The following is a 16,472-nucleotide window of genomic DNA, read 5'->3' on the forward strand; positions in this document are numbered from 1 at the left end:
AGATAGGTCAGCGTGGCACCATGCCGACGGTTGGCGACTCTATGGCGTGTCGGCGGTCCGCAGCAACACAATCCGCCGGACCCGGCCCGATGTGTCGGCAATGAAACATCCCGCTGTCAAGAGCGTCCGGACACCGTTCGCCGGGTTTCACCGATGCACGAAACGGTGGAAGGGTTGCGTTCGACGCGAGTTGAACGAGTGTCGCAAAGTGACCATACACACATCCGGCCGGACCTTGTCGGACAAGGTCCGGCCGGATGCCGGGTGTTGACGAGACAAGTTGACTTGTCGTCTGCCGGCTCCGGGAGTTCGGGGCCGGTCGTGGAGCGACTAGCCGAGCAGCGAGTTCAGCTCGACGTGCTCCAGGCCGTGCGCCTCGGCGACCTCCTTGTACACCACCTTGCCGTCATGGGTGTTGAGGCCCTTGGCCAGCGCGGGGTCGCGGCGCAGCGCCTCGACCCAGCCGCGGTTGGCGAGCTCCACGATGTAGGGCAGCGTGGCGTTCGTCAGGGCGTAGGTGGAGGTGTTGGGGACGGCGCCGGGCATGTTGGCGACGCAGTAGAAGACCGCGTCGTGCACCGGGAAGGTCGGCTCGGCGTGCGTGGTGGGGTGGGAGTCCTCGAAGCAGCCGCCCTGGTCGATCGCGATGTCGACAAGGACACTTCCCGCCTTCATCCGGGAGACCAGCTCGTTGGAGACCAGCTTCGGGGCCTTGGCGCCCGGGACGAGGACCGCACCGACGACGAGGTCGGCGTCGAGGCAGGCCTTCTCCAGCTCGAAGGAGTTGGAGACGACGGTCTGGATCTTCGTGCCGAAGATCTTGTCCGCCTCCTTCAGCTTGTTGATGTCCTTGTCGAGCAGGGTGACGTGGAAGCCCATGCCCATCGCGATCTGCGCCGCGTTCCAGCCGGACACACCGGCGCCGATGACCACGGCCTTGGCGGCCAGCACACCGGGGACACCACCGGGCAGCACACCACGGCCGCCGGCCGCGCGCATCAGGTGGTAGGCGCCGACCTGCGGGGCCAGCCGGCCGGCGACCTCGGACATCGGGGCGAGCAGCGGGAGCGCGCGGCTGGGCAGCTCGACCGTCTCATAGGCGATCGCCGTGGTGCCGGACTCCAGCAGGGCGTCCGTGCACTCCTTGGAGGCGGCCAGGTGCAGATAGGTGAAGAGGATCTGGTCCTTGCGGAGGCGGTGGTACTCCTCGGCGATGGGCTCCTTGACCTTCAGCAGCAGGTCGGCGGCGGCCCAGACCTCGTCCGCGGTGTCCAGGATCTCCGCTCCGGCGGCGATGTACTCCTCGTCCGGGATCGAGGAGCCGGCGCCGGCGTTCCGCTCGACGACGACCTGGTGGCCGTGGCGCACCAGCTCATGCACGCCGGCGGGGGTGATGGCCACCCGGAACTCGTTGTTCTTGACTTCGCGGGGGATGCCGACCTTCACGTCGATCACGGTCCTTGGCTCAGAGAATGTGGGGCATGGAAATGACATACCCGCACAGCGGGATACATCAGGAGAACCGCAGGAGAACGTGCGGCAGAGCCATTCTAATGAAGGTGTTCCCGCTGTCTAGCCTTCCATTACATCAATCTGCGATGAGCGCACTGCGGATTTCGTAGGGATCACCGTCCGATTTCGCCTCCACTGTGTTCTCTCCGGCGTCCTCCGCGTACTCCTCGTACTCCTCACCGGGCATCCGCTCGGCCGCCGCGCGGTGCAGTCGGGCCGCGGCCGGGTCCCCGAGGTGCTCCAGGGTGTCGGCCAGCCTGAGCTGCAACTCGGCCCGCAGCCTGGTGTCCTGTGCGCGTCGCGCCCACTCGACCGCTTCCTCGCAGGTGCGCAGCGCCTCCTCGGGCCGCCCGGCGTACTCCTGGACACGGGCCAGTTCGCTCAACGCGCGTGCGTGGGCGGCGACATCGCCCGTCCTGCGGTGGCCCGCGACGGCCGCCCGCCAGTTGCGCTGCGCCTCGCCGTAGCGGCCGGCGCCGGTGTGCGCCGAGGCGATGCGGCCGTAGAGACGGGCGGCGTCCGCGTGCTCGTCGCGGGCGAGCCGCTGGGCGAGCGCCCGCCCGTACCAGTCCGCGGCCCGGTCGTGGTCGCCCAGCTCCTGGTGCGCGCCTCCTACGGATTCCGTCGCGCGCCCCGTCGCGAACGCGTCGTTTCCCCGTCGCCCGGCGTCCAGTGCGGCCCGGTAGCGCACCAGCGCCTCCGTGATACGGCCGGTCCCGGCGTCCAGGTCGGCGAGGTTCAGCAGGGCCGCCGCCTCCTCCCTGGGCAGGTCGCGGCGCTCGGCGACCGCGAGGACCAACTGGTGGATGCCGTAGAGCTCGGGCGCCGCGGCCCGGGTGCCGAAGTGTGCGACCAGGGCCCTCACCAGCGCGGCCATCAGCCGACGGGCCAGGGTGTCCAGCTCGCCGTCGGCGGCCGCGAGCCGGGCCGCGGCCAGCAGGGCGGGCTGCCGGATGCGCAGCCAGTCCTCGGCGGCCCGGGGGCTGGGGAAGCGCAGGGTACCGGGCAGTGCGGCGAGCTTCTCGCGGGACTGGAGACTGTCGGTCTCGGTGATCGCCCGGCAGGACTGGAGCAGCCGTACGGTCCGCTCCAGCATCCGGGCGCGGGCCAGTTGCAGCTCGGCCGGGCGGTCCTCGCTCTCGGTGCGGGCGCGCAGCAGGGGCAGCAGACAGCCGGGGACCTCGTACTGCGGCAGGGGTGAGGGGACGCGCCGCAGGAATCCGAGGGCGACGAAGTCGTCGAGGGCACGGCGGGCGTCCTCCACCGAGCAGCCGGCCAGCGCGGAGGCGATATGCGGGTCGACGAGGCCGGCCGGGGCGAGCGAGAGCAGCCGCAGCATCCGCCGGGGGGCGTCCGGCACCCCCGTGTAGGCGAGCCGGAAGACCCGGGCCAGGGCCGGTCCGTCCTCGCCCCCGGCACGCAGCTGTTTGGCGAGGTCGGCGACAGCGGCCTTGGGGCGGGAGGCCAGCCAGCCGCCGGCCAGGACGAGGCCCCCGGGGTGACCGGCGCACTCCATGACGAGCGCCTCGGCGGCGCGCGGGTCCACGGTGATCCGCACGGATCCCGCGTAGCGGGTGATCAGTTCCAGGGCGGAGGTGGTGTCGAGGCCGCCGAGGGTGCAGGGGCGTACGTCCGCGATACCGGTCAGCGGTCCCTGGGAGACGGCGACGACGAGACAGTCCGCGGTGTCCGGCAGCAGCGCGTCGACCTGTTCGGCGGCCACCACATCGTCGAGCAGCAGCAGCGAGCGACGTCCCGTCAGACCCTCGCGCACCGTCTGCCCCAGCTCGTCCTCGTCCGCACCGGCCGGGGCGGGCAGGTCGAGGGCGGTCAGCAGCGCGCGGGCGGTGCGCTCGGTGGGTACGGGGGTGCCGTCGGGTTCGCTGAGGCGGGCGCGCAGCACCCCGTCCCGGTAGCGGTGCGCGATCTGGCGCACCAGTTCCTCGGCGAGTGCGGTACGGCCGAACCCGGGCCGCCCGGCGATGAGCAGCACCCGGGCGCGGGGCACCTTGCGGCCGGCCAGGGTGTCCAGGCCCGCGCGTTCGATGTCCAGCCGGAGTTCCTTCAACTCCCGTGTGCGCCCGAGGAACTGATGGTCCTTGGCGGCGGGAGCGCGGTCGTCCCCCGCCGCCTCGACACCGACTGTGTCCACCGCCTGATCCGTCACGGGCCACGCTCCCGTCCCACTGCGCACACGGGCCCGCCGGGCCTTGGGCGGGTCGTGGTCAGAGCCTAGTTCACGCTCTGCGACGATCGCTGCGGAGCATCACGGGTGCATCCCTCGATCGGATCAGCCGATGGTAGGACCGGCAGGTCCGGACCGGCGGTCAGACCTCGAACGGCCGGGCCGGCCACGGCGCCTCGGCCGGGCGCAGGGCGTCCAGCCCGGCGCCGTTCCGCGCGGCGACCAGCGAGAGGACGCCCACGACCAGGCAGTTGTTGTGGAGTTCGCCCGCCAGCACGCCCCGTACGAGGTCCGCCACCGGCACCCGGGCCAGCTCCAGATCGGCCTCCTCGTCCTCCACCTCGAAGCGCCGGCCGTCGGCCTCGGACAGCCCCCGGGCGAGGAAGACGCGCACCGCCTCGTCGCAGCCGCCGGGGGTGGTGTAGACATCGGTCAGCACCCGCCAGTCCTCGGCCTTGACGTGCGCCTCCTCGTACAGCTCGCGCTGGGCGGCATGCAGCGGGTTCTCGCCGGGGACGTCGAGGAGGCCGGCCGGGATCTCCCACAGCTTGTGGCGCACGGGGTGCCGGTACTGGCGGATGACCAGCACCCGGTCCTCGTCGTCGAGGGCGAGGACGGCCACGGAACCGGGGTGGACCTGGTAGTCGCGGCGGGCGACCGAGCCGCCGGGCATGACCACGTCCTCAGCGCGGACGGAGGTCTTGTTGCCGACGAACGGGGTCTCGCTCGCCCTGACCTCCCACTCCTCGGGGGTGTCCTTGATCGTCATATCGCCCTGTTCCCTCCGCGCCCTCGTGCCAGACCGGGGTGCGTCCCCGTGCGAAGACGCGCCCCGGCCACCGTACAGCTCCCGTTCCGGCGCCGTTCGCCCCGTGGCGACGGGCGAACGGCCTGGTGCGGGGCTAGTTCTTGTTCTTCCGTGCCGCCGGCTGCTGCTGCCGCTGCACGGCGGCCTTCACCAGGCCCGCGAACAGCGGGTGCGGCCGGGTCGGACGGGAGCGCAGCTCGGGGTGCGCCTGCGTCGCCACCAGGTAGGGGTGCGCGTCGCGCGGGTATTCCACGTACTCCACGAGCTTGCCGTCCGGAGAGGTGCCGGAGAAGACGATGCCCGCCTTCTTCTCCAGCTCCGCGCGGTAGGCGTTGTTCACCTCGTAGCGGTGGCGGTGGCGCTCCTCGACGTACTCCTTGCCGTCGTACACCTCACGCACGATGGAGCCCTCGGCCAGCTTGGCCGGGTACATGCCCAGCCGCATGGTGCCGCCCAGGTCGCCCTCGCCCGCCACGATGTCCAGCTGCTCCGCCATGGTGGAGATCACGGGGTGGGCGGTGGCCGCGTCGAACTCGGTGGAGTTGGCGTCGGCGATGCCGGCGAGGTTGCGCGCGGCCTCGATCACGATGCACTGCAGGCCCAGGCAGAGGCCGAGCAGCGGGACCTTGTTCTCCCGCGCGTACTGGATGGCGCCGACCTTTCCGGAGACACCGCGGTCGCCGAATCCGCCGGGCACACAGATCCCGTCCACGTCGGACAGCTGCCGCTCGGCGCCCGCCGGGGTCTTGCAGTCGTCGGACGCGACCCACTTGATCTTCACCCGGGCCTTGTTGGCGAAGCCGCCGGCGCGCAGCGCCTCGGTCACCGACAGATAGGCGTCAGGCAGGTCGATGTACTTGCCGACCAGGGCGAGAGTGATCTCGTGGTGGGGGTTGTGGACGCGGTCGAGCAGATCGTCCCAGGTCGTCCAGTCCACGTCACGGAAGGGCAGATCCAGCTTGCGGACGACATAGGCGTCCAGGCCCTCGGTGTGCACGACCTTCGGGATGTCGTAGATCGAGCGGGCGTCGGGGCAGGCCACCACGGCCGCCTCGTCCACGTCGCACATCAGGGAGATCTTGCGCTTGATCGCGGTGGGGACCTCGCGGTCGCAGCGCAGCACGATGGCGTCCGGCTGGATGCCGATGTTGCGCAGGGCGGCGACCGAGTGCTGGGTCGGCTTGGTCTTCAGCTCGCCGGAAGGGCCGATGTACGGCAAGAGTGAGATGTGCACCACGAACACGTTGTCCCGGCCGACCTCGTGGCGGACCTGGCGGACGGTCTCCAGGAACGGCAGCGACTCGATGTCGCCGACCGTGCCGCCGACCTCCGTGATCACGACGTCCACCTCGTCGGTGGCCATGCGCCGGATGCGATGCTTGATCTCATTGGTGATGTGCGGGATGACCTGGACCGTGTCACCCAGGTACTCGCCGCGCCGCTCCTTGGCGATCACCGTCGAATAGACCTGGCCGGTCGTGACATTGGCGGAGCCGTCCAGGTCACGGTCGAGGAAACGCTCGTAGTGGCCGATGTCCAGGTCGGTCTCGGCGCCGTCGTTGGTGACGAACACCTCACCGTGCTGGAAGGGGTTCATCGTGCCCGGATCCACGTTCAGATACGGGTCGAGCTTCTGCATGACGACGCGCAGGCCCCGCGCTTTGAGAAGCATGCCGAGGCTGGAGGCGGTGAGCCCCTTGCCCAGCGAGGAGGCGACACCCCCGGTCACAAAGATGTGCTTGGTCGTCGTGGCTGTGCTGTTGCGAAAAGCAGCGTGCGGCATGGCCAAGAGGGGGCTCCCGTGGTCGCGGTCTGGGGTGCGGTACGGCAGATCCTCCGAAGGATTTCCGGGGGTACCGTCGCTGCGGTTCGGGGGTTTCGTGCCCACCGGTCCACGGGCTACCAGCGTAACAGCGCCCGGACGGGGCTGCTCCCGGCCACGCTCCGCACACGTGTCACCACGGACGCGCGATCTTCACCGCTCGCCCACCCGATCGGCGCACTCGCGTTGCCGGGAGCGGCAAGCGGATCATGAAACTGCGTCGTATCCTGCTCGGACACTCGCTGCCGAGCGCTCCCGGAAAGCGGCACCACCCCCGGCCGTCACCGGAACCACAAGGGCTCGTCGGTTCGTTGAACATCGACTGCTTCTTTTCCGAATGAGTCGGTGAACGACGTCTTTTTTCTCATTGATCCCATGACCGCAAGAGCGAACGCCCCTCAAGGGCGACGTGGCCGTTCGACTGGAGTTGCATTGGCCGGGCGCATCGAAGACTACGCACTCATCGGAGACATGCAGACCGCGGCGCTGGTCTGCCGGGACGGCACCGTGGACTGGGCGTGCCTGCCCCGCTTCGACTCCCATGCCGTCTTCGCTGGGCTGCTCGGCACGGAGGAACACGGCTTCTGGCGCCTGGGCCCCGCCCATCCGGCCGATGCCGAGCCGCCCGCCGCGACCCGGCGCTCCTACCGGGGCGAGTCGCTGATCCTCGAGTCCGAGTGGGACACCCCGCGCGGCACGGTCCGGGTCATCGACTTCATGCCGCCCCGTGACGGCGCCCCCCAGCTGATCCGGATCGTGGAGGGCGTCAGCGGCCGGGTGCCGATGCGGTCCGCGCTGCGCATGCGGTTCTCGTACGGACGAGTGGTGCCCTGGGTGCACAAGCACGAGGGCCGTACGGTGGCCGTCGCCGGCCCGGACTCCGTGTGGTTCGACACACAGGCCGACACCTATGGCGAAGGTCTCACCACCTATGCGGACTTCACGGTCGCTCCCGGTGACCGGATCGCCTTCACCATCTCCTGGCAGCCGTCCCACAAGGAGCCGCCGCCGCTGCCGGAACCCGAGCAGTCGCTGGAGGCGACCGAGGACTTCTGGCGCGAATGGGTGGAGCACTGTACGTACCACGGTCCGTACCGCGAGGCCGTGGTCCGATCCCTGATCACGCTCAAGGCCCTGACCTACGCGCCGACCGGCGGCATCGTGGCCGCGCCCACGACCTCCCTGCCGGAGGAGATCGGCGGCGTGCGCAACTGGGACTACCGCTACACCTGGCTGCGGGACGCGGCGATCACCCTGTCCTCGCTGCTGCGCACCGGCTACCGCGAGGAGGCCCGCGCCTGGCGCGAGTGGCTGCTGCGGGCCGTGGCGGGCGACCCCGAGAACCTGCAGATCATGTACGGCATCGCGGGCGAGCGGGAACTGGGCGAGGCCGAGCTGGACTGGCTGCCCGGCTACGAGAACTCGGCTCCGGTGCGGGTGGGCAACGGCGCCGCGCACCAGTTGCAGCTGGACGTCTACGGCGAGGTCACCGAGGCCCTGCATCTGGCCCATATGACGGGCCTGGCGCGCAACGACTACGCCTCCCTGCTCCAGCTGAAGCTGATCCGCTATCTGGAGCAGCACTGGGACGAGCCGGACGAGGGCATCTGGGAGGTGCGCGGCCCGCGCCGTCACTTCGTGCACTCCAAGGTCATGGCCTGGGTCGCGGTGGACCGCACCATCAAGCTGATCGAGTCCGGCGACGCCGACGGCCCGCTGGAGCGGCTGCGTGAGCTGCGCGACGACATCCACCGGGATGTGTGTGAGAAGGGTTACGACAAGGAGCGCAACACCTTCACCCAGTCGTACGGCTCCAAGGAGCTGGACGCCTCGCTGCTGCTGATCCCGCAGATGGGCTTCCTGCCGCCGGACGACAAGCGGGTGATCGGCACGATCGAGGCGATCCAGCGGGAGCTGTCCACGCCCGACGGCTTCATCCTGCGCTACCCGACCTCCGGCGACGAGGAGGGCGTGGACGGCCTGCCGGGCGACGAGGGCGCGTTCCTCGCCTGCTCGTTCTGGCTGGCCGACGACCTGGCGATGATCGGCCGGGTGGACGAGGCCCGCAAGCTCTTCGAGAAGCTGCTCGCCCTGCGCAACGACCTGGGCCTGCTCGCCGAGGAATGGGACCCGCGCCTCAAGCGCCAGGTCGGGAACTTCCCGCAGGCCTTCAGCCATGTCCCGCTGATCGACACCGCACTGCGGCTGACGGCGTCCGGCGCGTACGGCGGCTGAGGGGTCGCCCGGGGGCGGGCAGTCCGACGGCCGGCCCCCGCCGTGATCTCCCGGTGCGGGGCCGAGGCCGATGTCGTCCGCCCGGGCCGTGCCGCCTCGCTGCCGCCGGCCACGTCCTGTCGGCAGGTGCCGGTTCCCCGGGGCGGCGCGGTCGTCTCCGGGCCCGCCGACCGCCCCGTCGCCTGCCGGGACGCGCCCTGGGCCGCGCTCCCCTGCGGCGCCTGGGCGGGCCCGGGTCCTGGCGTGGGCTGCGGCCCGGTGCGCCGAGGTCCGGTCTGACGCACGCGGACCGCTCCCTGTGCGCCTCATCGGGGACGAGGGCAGGGGCCGGGCGGTGCGCTCGGGGCATCGGCGCAGGTAGCGTCGCCGCATGGACAGCCGTTTCGACCCCCAGGGCCCGCAGGACACCGGAATCACCGTGCAGCGCGCACTGGAGCTGCCCGGACTGCGCAGTGGGCTGCCGGAGGTGCTGGCCGGCGCGGACCGGCTGCACCGCACGGTGCGCTGGGTGCACGCGGGCGAGGTCCCGAACATCGCCTCGCTGCTCAAGGGCGGCGAACTGCTGCTGACGACGGGCTACGGGTTCGGCACCCGCCCCGCCGAGCAGCGCGCCTTCGTCCGCACGCTGGCCGAGCGGGGCATCGCGGCCCTGGTGGTGGAGCTGGGTCCGCGCTTCACCAGGCTGCCAGCCACCATGGTCGAGACGGCCCGCGCGGCCGGGCTGCCGCTCGTCCAGCTGCACCGCGAGGTGCCCTTCGTGTCGGTCACCGAGGAGATCCACACCGAGATCGTCAACGGTCACTACACGCTGCTCCAGCGGGCCGAGGAGGTGCACCGCCGCTGCACCGAGGCGCTGCTCGGCGGGGGCGGAGTGCCCCAGGTGCTGTCCGTGCTGGCCGACTTCAGCGGCAACCCGGTGTTCCTGGAGACCGCCGACGGACAGCTGCTCTACGCGGCCGGGACCGGGCCCGCGGACACGGACCCGCTCCAGGTGTGGGAGGGCCTGCGCGGGCAGCACAAGGACGCGCCCCCGGCCGGGACGACCCTGGTGGACGTGCCCGGCGGCGGTCCCGGCACCGGGCACGTACGGGCCCGGCTGGTGCTGCTGCCGGTGAGCGCTCCGCCGGCCCCGGTGCACCGTATGGCCGCCGAACGGGCCGCCGGGATCCTCGCCGTGGTCCTGATGCAGGCCCGGCAGGAGGAGGAGCTGGCGGCGCGCGGGCGCGGCGACTTCCTCACCGATCTCGCCGAGGGCCGGATCACCGCCGAGGACGCCCCCGCGCAGGCCCGGGTGCTGGGCTTCAAACCGGGCGGGGGACCGCTGCTGCCCGTGGTGATGCGGCTCGCCGACGGTCTCTCGCCGGGCGGCGGGGGCTGGGCGGTGCTGGCGCGCGCGGTCGCCGAGGAGCTCGCCTCGGTGGGCGTACCGGTGCTGCTGGGGGTGCGACCGGTGGAGGGCCGGGTGCCGTTGCTGCTCGGACTGCGCACGGACTCGGAGCGCTCGGCGGTCGCCGGCCGGGTGGCCGCGGCCCTGCGGGCGGGGGTGGAACGGGCCGGGATGCAGCGGCCGGGCGGCCGTCCGCCGGTGGTGGTGGTCGGGGTCCCGGGCGGCTGGGCGGCGGTGTCGGCCGGGCTGCGGCACGCGGCGGAGACGGCTGCGGCCGCTCAGGGGCTGCCGGAACGCCCCTGGTACGACGCCCGCCGCCTCGACATCGATCTGCTGCTGTGGCGGCTGCGCGACCATCCGGACCTGGCGTCCTTCGTGGACCGCGCGGTCGGTCCGCTGCGCGATCACGACCTCCGCTCCAAGCCGCCGCTGCTGCCCACGCTGGAGACCTATCTGGCGCATGCGGGCCGCAAGGCGGAGACGGCGCGCGAACTGCATCTGAACCGGCAGACGCTCTACAACCGGCTGGCCCGCATCGGGGAGTTGCTGGGCACGGACCTCGACGACCCGCAGACGGTCCTGGCGTTGAGCCTGGCCCTGCGGGCACGCCGGCATGTGTCCTGGCCGAGGCCCGCGCGCTAGATGTACAGCGGAGACTGCGTCAACTCGTCGTAGATGCTGAGGACCTGGGCCACGGTCTCGTCCTCGGTCGGCCAGCCGGCGGTCTGCCGGGTGCCCTTCCCGCGCAGCAGCTCGCGGTGTTCGGGGTGTTCCAGCAGCTCCACGACCACGTCGGCGAGCGCCTCGGCATCCCCGTACGGGACGAGCCGGGCCGCCTCGCCGACGAGTTCGCGGGTGCCGCCGGCATCGGTGGCGACCAGCGGCACCCCGGCGTACAGGGCCTCCTGGGCGAGGACGGAGCGGGACTCCCAACTGCTCGGCAGCAGTGCGAGGTCGGCGGCGCCGAGCAGTTCACCGATGTCCTCGCGCCGCCCGAGCAGCCGCACCGGCAGGTGCTCGTCCTCGATACGCCGCTGGAGCTCGGCCCGCAGCGGACCCTCCCCCGCGATCACGACCAGGGGCGCCGGGTCGAGGCGGCGCCAGACGCGTGCGGCGTCGAGCAGCACGTCATAGCCGCGGTGCCGCTCGAGGGCGCCGACGGCCATCAGCAACGGCCGGCCGGTGGCGCCGAGTTCGGCACGGACCTTGGGCAGCAGCCGGTCGGGGTCGTCGTGCCCGGCCGGCTTCCGCCGCCCCGGCAGGGCGACGGCGGCGAGCCGGGCGTCCCGGGCACCCCGGGTGCGGGCCCGGTCGACGAGGTCGGTCGAGGTGCCCAGCACCACGGAGGCGGCCCTGACCACGCGCCGTTCGATGAGGCGCAGCAGAGGGGCGCGCACCCCCTCGACGTGCGCCCGGGTGTGCCAGGTGACGACGAGCGGGACGCGGTGACCGCTGAGCGCCAGCGCGGCGCGCAGGCCCGCGTGCAGCCCGTGGGCATGCACCAGATCGGCGTCGGCACAGGCGAGGCGGAGCGCGGCCAGCGCGGCCGGTTCCGCGCTGCGGGGCACCGGCACATGAAGCCCTCCGGCGCCGGCGAAGTCATAGGTGCGTTCGGCCTCGACGGGGGCGCACACGCTCACTCGCACGCCCCGGGCGGCCAGGCCCGAGGTCAGCGTGCGTACATGCGCGCTGCTGCCCGCGCTGCCTCCACCGAGCACCTGCACGGTGTGCAGCGGCGACCGGCCGTGCGGTGCAGGGCTGCTCACAAGGCTCACGTGGCCGGGGCTCCTGATTCGGCGTTCTGCGGTCACGAAGAAACGTACAGAAGGATCGCGTGGCCGGGTCGGACCGCGCGACGGGCTCCGCGGATGGCTCAAGGATGCCAGGGCGCGGGGGCGTTGCGGCACCATCGGGCGCGCGCGACGGCGGCGGACGGGGCGACAGGAAAGGGGTACGGTCACTCACTCGGGTGAGGAGCGTACCGAGTTCGAGTGGCCCCCTCCACGGTGACCGTGGGTTACCGGCCACCCGCTGCTCGGGGATCACGCGTCGCCTGGTGCCCCGGAGTCACCCTCCGCCCCAGGACTCCACCGCCGCGCTCACCTTCTCCCCGCAGGCCGCTGCGGCCACCGGCGCCGCCGCATGAGCGACCAGTCCGGCCCGGCCGTTCCCCGCGGCCACGGCCGCCCCGAGCGCGGCACCGAGGGCGTGCGCCCCCGTGTCCCGGAGCATCGCGCGTTCGCCCAGGTCATCGGGGACGACGGCGGCCGCAGCGCCCATCGTGGCGGCGGCCGGCTCCCCGGCGGGCCCCTTCCGCAGCAGGCCCGGGGCGGCCGGCGCGAGGACGGCTCCGGCGCCCCGCCCCGGCTGCACGTCCACGAGGTTGACCAAGTGCGCGGTGCCCGCGATCACGACACCGGCCGGCACCTTGTCCAAAGGCCGTTCCTTGAACATCGCCCCCGCGACCGGCGCCGCGGCCGAGATCCCGGACAACTTCACCGCGCCGCCGGTGACTTCGCCGTCCCTCGGCGCGCCGAGATGCGCCCGGAAGCCGCGCCGGGGGTCCCCGGCGCCGGCGAAGTCGTCGTAGGCGCCGCAGGCACCGGCGACGAGCACCGCCGCTCCGGCGGCGGGACGGATCCGCCCGGCCGCGAGGGCGCCGGCCGCGGCCGAGGCAGGTCCCGCGCACCACTCCACGGTGCGCCCGGCGTGGTTCTTCCGTTCCCAGCGGTCCCGGCCGCCCGGGGCCGCGACGCGCAGGAGGGTCGTCGCGATGCGGGTGACGGCCGCGGCGAGTCCGAACGAGGCGGTCCTGGGCATCCGTGCGGTCCGTGCGATCATCCCGACACCCTACGGGAGCCGCCGGACGGTGCCGTCCGTGCCCGCCCCCGCATATGCGCCCGACCCCCGCCTACGCGTCCGCCCGCGCCGTCGCGAGCAGTTCCTCCGCGTGGGCGCGGGCCGTCTCCGAGTCCTCCTGGCCGGCCAGCATCCGGGACAGCTCGCGGACGCGGTCCTCGCCCTCCAGGACCTTGACCCCGGAGCGGGTCACCGACCCGTCGTTGGTCTTCTCCACCAGTAGCTGCCGGTCGGCGAACGCCGCCACCTGGGGCAGATGGGTGACGACCACGACCTGCGCGGTCTTCGCCAGCTTGGCCAGCCGGCGGCCGATCTCGACCGCGGCCTTTCCGCCGACGCCCGCGTCGACCTCGTCGAAGAGATAGGTCGGCACGGGGTCCGTGCCCGCGAAGACGACCTCCACGGCGAGCATCACCCGGGAGAGCTCACCGCCCGAAGCGCCCTTGGCGATGGGCCGGGGCGGCGCACCGGGGTGGGGTGCCAGCAGCAGCTCCACCTCGTCGACGCCCGCCGGACCGTAGCCGACGGTGCGTCCGCCGACCTCGACACCCTCGGGGTCCTCCGTCTGCCGGATCGCGAACGAGACCCGCGCGTGCGGCATGGCGAGCGAGGCCAGCTCGGCGGTGACCGCGGCGGCGAACCGCTCGGCGGCCTCGGTGCGCGCGTCGGTCAACGCCTGGGCGAGCGCGCCCAGCTCGGTCCGCAGCGCGTCCCGCTCCTCGGTCAGTTCCCCGATGCGGTCGTCGTCGCCGTCGAGCTCGGCCAGCCGCGCGGCGCTCTGCTCGGCCCAGGCCAGGACGGCGCCGATGTCCTCGCCGTACTTCCGGGTCAGCGCGGTGAGGGCGGCCCGCCGTTCCTCCACGGCGGCCAGCCGCAGCGGGTCCGCGTCCAGGTCGTCGGCGTACCCGGCGAGTTCACCGGCCACATCGCCGAGCAGGATCCCGATCTCGCCGATCCGGTCGGCGAGCCCGGACAGCACCGGATCGTGCGACCGCACCGCCTCCAGGACCCGGTGCGCTCCCGCGACCAGGGTGGCCGCGTCGACGCCCTCGGGGTCCTCCGGGTCGCCGGCAAGGGCCGCGTGCGCGGCGGTCGCCGCCGAGGCCAGCGCCTCCGCGTGGCCGAGCCGCTCCGCCTCCTCGGCCAGCTCCAGGTCCTCGCCCGCCCGTGGCTCCACGGCCGCGATCTCGTCCAGCCCGAAGCGCAGCAGGTCGGCTTCCTGGGCCCGCTCGCGAGCGCGTGTGGTGATCTCCTCAAGATCGGCCGTGACGGCCCGCAGCCGCCGGTACGCCTCCCCGTACGCGGCGAGCGGCACCGCGACGGCCTCTCCGGCGTAGCGGTCCAGGGCCTGTCGCTGCCGGGACAGCTTGAGCAGTCCCTGCTGGTCGGTCTGCCCGTGCACCGCGATCAGTTCGTCGGCCAGTTCCGCGAGCATCCCGACCGGCACGGAGCGCCCGCCCAGATGGGCTCGTGAGCGTCCCTCGGCGGAGACGGTGCGGCTGACCAGCAGCGCCCCGTCGTCGAGCTCGGCCCCGGCCTCCTCGGCCCGTACGGCGGCGGAGGCGCCCTCGGGCAGGGCGATCCGTCCCTCCACGACCGCGTTCTTCGCGCCGATCCGCACCAGAGCGGGGTCGGCGCGACCGCCCAGCAGCAGGCCGAGGCTGGTGACGACCATGGTCTTGCCCGCGCCCGTCTCACCGGTCACGGCCGTGAAACCGGGCGACAGCTCGACGACCGCGTCGTCGATGACCCCCAGTGCCCGTATCCGCATCTCCTCCAACACGACCCCGACCTTACGAGGTTTTGCCCGCCCGGCGCGACGCCACCCCCACCCGACCGGGGACGGCCCCGGGACGTTACCTGCCGTCGGCTCGCTCGTTGCCCGCCGTCCCCGCCCCGTGGCCCGGCCTACTGGGGAGCGCCTCGCCACCCCGAGACCGGCAGGGCGAACTTGGCGACCAGGCGGTCCGTGAAGGACGCGTGGTGCAGCCGGGCCAGTCGCACCGGCACCGCTCCCCGGCGCACCTCCACCCGCGCCCCCTGCGGCAGTTCCACCATCCGGCGCCCGTCGCACCACAGCACACCGTGCGGTGTGTCCGGCTGCACTTCCACGGCCAGTACGGAGTCAGGCGAGGTCACCAGCGGCTTGGCGAACAGCGCGTGCGCGCTGATCGGCACCATGAGCAGCGCCTCCACCTCCGGCCACACCACGGGTCCGCCCGCGGAGAAGGCGTAGGCGGTCGAGCCGGTGGGGGTGGCGCACACGATGCCGTCGCAGCCGAAGCCGGTCACCGGCCGCCCGTCGATCTCCAGTACGACCTCGAGCAGCTTCTCGGCGGAGACCTTCTGCACCGCGGCCTCGTTCAGCGCCCAGTCGGTGTGCACGATGTCGCCGTTCTTGTGCACCACGACATCGACGGTCATGCGCTCCTCGACCTCGTACGCCCTCGTCACCACCCGGTGGACGACCCGGTCGAGGTCGTCGCGCTCGGCCTCCGCGAGGAAGCCGACCCGGCCGAGGTTGACGCCGAGCATGGGGACCCCGGAGGCGCGGGCGAACTCGGCGCCGCGCAGCAGGGTGCCGTCGCCGCCGAGCACGATGAGCAGCTCGCACCCGTCGAGACACTGCGCGGTGGCCTCCTTGACGAGTTCCACCTCGTCCGGCAGCGGCAGGTCGGCCGCCTCGGCCGCCAGGACGCGCACCCCGATCCCGCTGAGCAGCAGGCCCTTGACCACCAGCTCGGCGCTGCGGATGGCGGCCGGCCGTCCGGTGTGGGCCAGCAGGAAAACTGTACGAGCTCGGTTCTGTGTCAACGCGGCCCCTCCGCCACTGCACGGTCGACGTCGGCCGGGTCCAGTGCGGGAGCCCCGGCTCGCAGCCACAGAAAGTACTCGACATTGCCCGACGGTCCGGGCAGCGGACTGGCCGTCACGCCGTTCACTCCGAGCCCCAGTTCCGCGGCCCGTCCGGCCACCTGGCACACGGCCTCGGCGCGCAGCTCCGGGCTGCGGACGACTCCGCCGCTGCCGAGGCGTTCCTTGCCCACCTCGAACTGCGGCTTGACCATCATCACCAGATCGGCGTCCGGCCGCGCGCACCGCACCAGGGCGGGCAGCACCAGTCCGAGCGGGATGAAGGACAGATCTCCCACAACAAGATCCACAGGTTCCCCATCGATCGCTTCAAGCGTCAACTCGCGTACGTTCGTACGGTCCTTGACGGTGACGCGTTCATCGTTCTGGAGAGACCAGGCGAGTTGTCCGTATCCGACGTCGACGGCGACGACATGGGCGGCGCCCGCGCGCAGCAGGACGTCGGTGAAGCCCCCGGTGGACGCGCCCGCGTCCAGTGCCCGGCGCCCCTCGACCTTCAGGCCCCGGGGAACGAAGGCCTCGAGGGCACCGGCGAGCTTGTGGCCGCCGCGCGACACATAGTCGGGGTCGCTGCCGTCCTGTGCGACGACGACGGCCGCCGCGGTCTCCACCTGGGTGGCGGGCTTGGTCGCGACGGTCTTGCCGACGGAGACCCGGCCCGCGGCGATCAGCTGGGCCGCGTGTTCGCGCGAGCGCGCCAGCTTGCGGCGGACCAGCTCCGCGTCCAGTCGGCGGCGTGCGACTCCTGCCACGTTCGGTTCAGCTCCTGTTCCCGTATGTCGTCATGTCG

Annotated in this window: 11 protein-coding genes; 2 read left to right on the forward strand and 9 right to left on the reverse strand. The window is 72.6% G+C overall.

Annotated elements, in window-relative coordinates:
• Positions 1-330: 330 nt before the first annotated feature.
• The 4 genes from ald to pyrG all read right to left on the reverse strand — a co-directional run bounded on the left by ald (position 331) and on the right by pyrG (position 6,288).
• Positions 331-1,455 carry an alanine dehydrogenase gene (ald, locus tag CP978_RS08420; protein WP_043439011.1) on the reverse strand — a complete coding sequence of 375 codons (1,125 nt, stop codon included), beginning with the start codon at positions 1,453-1,455 and terminating at the stop codon, positions 331-333.
• A 133-nt stretch (positions 1,456-1,588) separates the two neighbouring features.
• Positions 1,589-3,679 carry a tetratricopeptide repeat protein gene (locus tag CP978_RS08425; RefSeq protein ID WP_043439013.1) on the reverse strand — a complete coding sequence of 697 codons (2,091 nt, stop codon included), beginning with the start codon at positions 3,677-3,679 and terminating at the stop codon, positions 1,589-1,591.
• A gap of 160 nt (positions 3,680-3,839) precedes the next feature.
• Entirely contained in the window at positions 3,840-4,466 is a 627-nt protein-coding gene (locus CP978_RS08430) for an NUDIX domain-containing protein (protein WP_043439015.1), read from the reverse strand.
• A gap of 133 nt (positions 4,467-4,599) precedes the next feature.
• Entirely contained in the window at positions 4,600-6,288 is a 1,689-nt protein-coding gene (gene pyrG, locus CP978_RS08435) for a CTP synthase (protein ID WP_043439018.1), read from the reverse strand.
• Between the two features lie 471 nt (positions 6,289-6,759).
• Between pyrG and CP978_RS08440 the strand changes: the two genes are divergently transcribed.
• Both CP978_RS08440 and CP978_RS08445 read left to right on the forward strand, forming a co-directional pair.
• The gene (locus CP978_RS08440; RefSeq protein WP_043439020.1) at positions 6,760-8,562 is read left to right on the forward strand and encodes a glycoside hydrolase family 15 protein; all 1,803 of its coding nucleotides are present in this window, start codon (positions 6,760-6,762) and stop codon (positions 8,560-8,562) included.
• A 370-nt stretch (positions 8,563-8,932) separates the two neighbouring features.
• Positions 8,933-10,591, forward strand: coding sequence for a PucR family transcriptional regulator (locus tag CP978_RS08445; protein WP_043439024.1), 1,659 nt, complete (start codon positions 8,933-8,935; stop codon positions 10,589-10,591).
• On the opposite strand, the gene CP978_RS08450 is transcribed toward CP978_RS08445, so the two are convergent.
• The 5 genes from CP978_RS08450 to CP978_RS08470 form a co-directional block, all read right to left on the reverse strand.
• Positions 10,588-11,724, reverse strand: coding sequence for a glycosyltransferase family 4 protein (locus CP978_RS08450; RefSeq protein WP_043439027.1), 1,137 nt, complete (start codon positions 11,722-11,724; stop codon positions 10,588-10,590). The two genes, CP978_RS08445 and CP978_RS08450, sit on opposite strands and share 4 nt — an antisense overlap.
• A gap of 292 nt (positions 11,725-12,016) precedes the next feature.
• Positions 12,017-12,790 carry a hypothetical protein gene (locus tag CP978_RS08455; protein ID WP_043439033.1) on the reverse strand — a complete coding sequence of 258 codons (774 nt, stop codon included), beginning with the start codon at positions 12,788-12,790 and terminating at the stop codon, positions 12,017-12,019.
• Positions 12,791-12,860: 70 nt separating this feature from the next.
• Positions 12,861-14,579: a DNA repair protein RecN gene (gene recN / locus CP978_RS08460; protein WP_043439036.1), complete on the reverse strand. Its 1,719-nt coding sequence runs from the start codon at positions 14,577-14,579 to the stop codon at positions 12,861-12,863.
• A 137-nt stretch (positions 14,580-14,716) separates the two neighbouring features.
• Positions 14,717-15,622, reverse strand: a complete 906-nt coding sequence (locus CP978_RS08465; protein WP_043439038.1) for an NAD kinase — start codon at positions 15,620-15,622, stop codon at positions 14,717-14,719.
• The gene (locus CP978_RS08470; protein ID WP_043439040.1) at positions 15,619-16,434 is read right to left on the reverse strand and encodes a TlyA family RNA methyltransferase; all 816 of its coding nucleotides are present in this window, start codon (positions 16,432-16,434) and stop codon (positions 15,619-15,621) included. Before CP978_RS08470 ends, CP978_RS08465 begins: the two co-directional genes overlap by 4 nt.
• Between the last annotated feature and the right edge of the window lie 38 nt (positions 16,435-16,472).

The organism is Streptomyces nodosus, from assembly GCF_008704995.1.
GTDB lineage: Bacteria > Actinomycetota > Actinomycetes > Streptomycetales > Streptomycetaceae > Streptomyces > Streptomyces nodosus.